Here is a 770-nt window from a genome sequence, read left to right as displayed (position 1 = left end):
TGGGGTCACCGCGCGCTGCCGCGTGCACCGCCTGCGGCAGCCGGTGCCCGCGACCGAGGACGTGCGTCTCCTCGGTGCGCCCGGGCCAGCCGTCGACGAGGTGGTGCGGGTCCGCCCCGCGGAATCCCTGGACCGTGGGCGTCGGGATCGCCGACGAGGACGAGGTCGACGCCCGCCCCGGTGAGCACCCGCAGCAGCCGCGCGGCGGGAGCGGTGAGCTCGTGGGCGTCGTCGACGACGACGACCCGCATCCCCGAGCGCACCCGCTCGCGCGCCTCGGGGTCGTCCTCGAGCAGCTCGGCCGCGGCCGCGAGGACCCAGGCGGGGTCGAAGGCCCCCGGCCGCGACAGTGCCGTCACCTCGTCGTACTCACGGGCGACCTGGGCGGCGCGACCCACTCGGGGCGGCCGTGCTCGCGCCCGAGGGTCGCGAGGTCGTCGGGCGAGACCCCGTGCTCGATGGCGCGCATGAGCAGGTCGCGCAGCTCCTCGCGGAACCCACGGGTCGTCAGCGCCTCGGCGAGGTCGTCGGCCAGGCCGGCCCGCGGCCCGACTCGCGGTGGCCGGCGAGCAGCTCGCCGAGCACGAGGTCCTGGTCGGCACCGGAGAGGAGCCGGGGAGCCGGCTGGCCGAGCAGCACCGCCTGCTGGCGCAGCACGGCGAAGCCCAGGGACTGCATCGTGCGGGCCATCGGCTCGGTCGTCGCGCCGGTCAGCCCGGCCGGTGACGGCGTCGCGCGCCTCGGCGCGCCGAGGCGGGTCGCGGCGGCGA

The 770-nt window shown here is 78.2% G+C and carries 2 protein-coding genes; both read right to left on the bottom strand.

The features are described from left to right. Window positions 1–5: 5 nt before the first annotated feature. Entirely contained in the window at window positions 6–398 is a 393-nt protein-coding gene (locus tag AC2W7J_RS18565; protein ID WP_485984274.1) for a UvrD-helicase domain-containing protein, read from the bottom strand. A 109-nt stretch (window positions 399–507) separates the two neighbouring features. Next, window positions 508–770, bottom strand: a 263-nt coding sequence (locus AC2W7J_RS18560) for a hypothetical protein (RefSeq protein ID WP_485984272.1), incomplete at its 5' end; no start/stop codon positions are given.

The sequence above is a fragment of the Janibacter sp. CFPM2_SD2 genome, from assembly GCF_057364645.1.
Note: the sequence above shows the minus strand (reverse complement) of the source record. Positions and strands in the feature narration are given on the sequence as shown.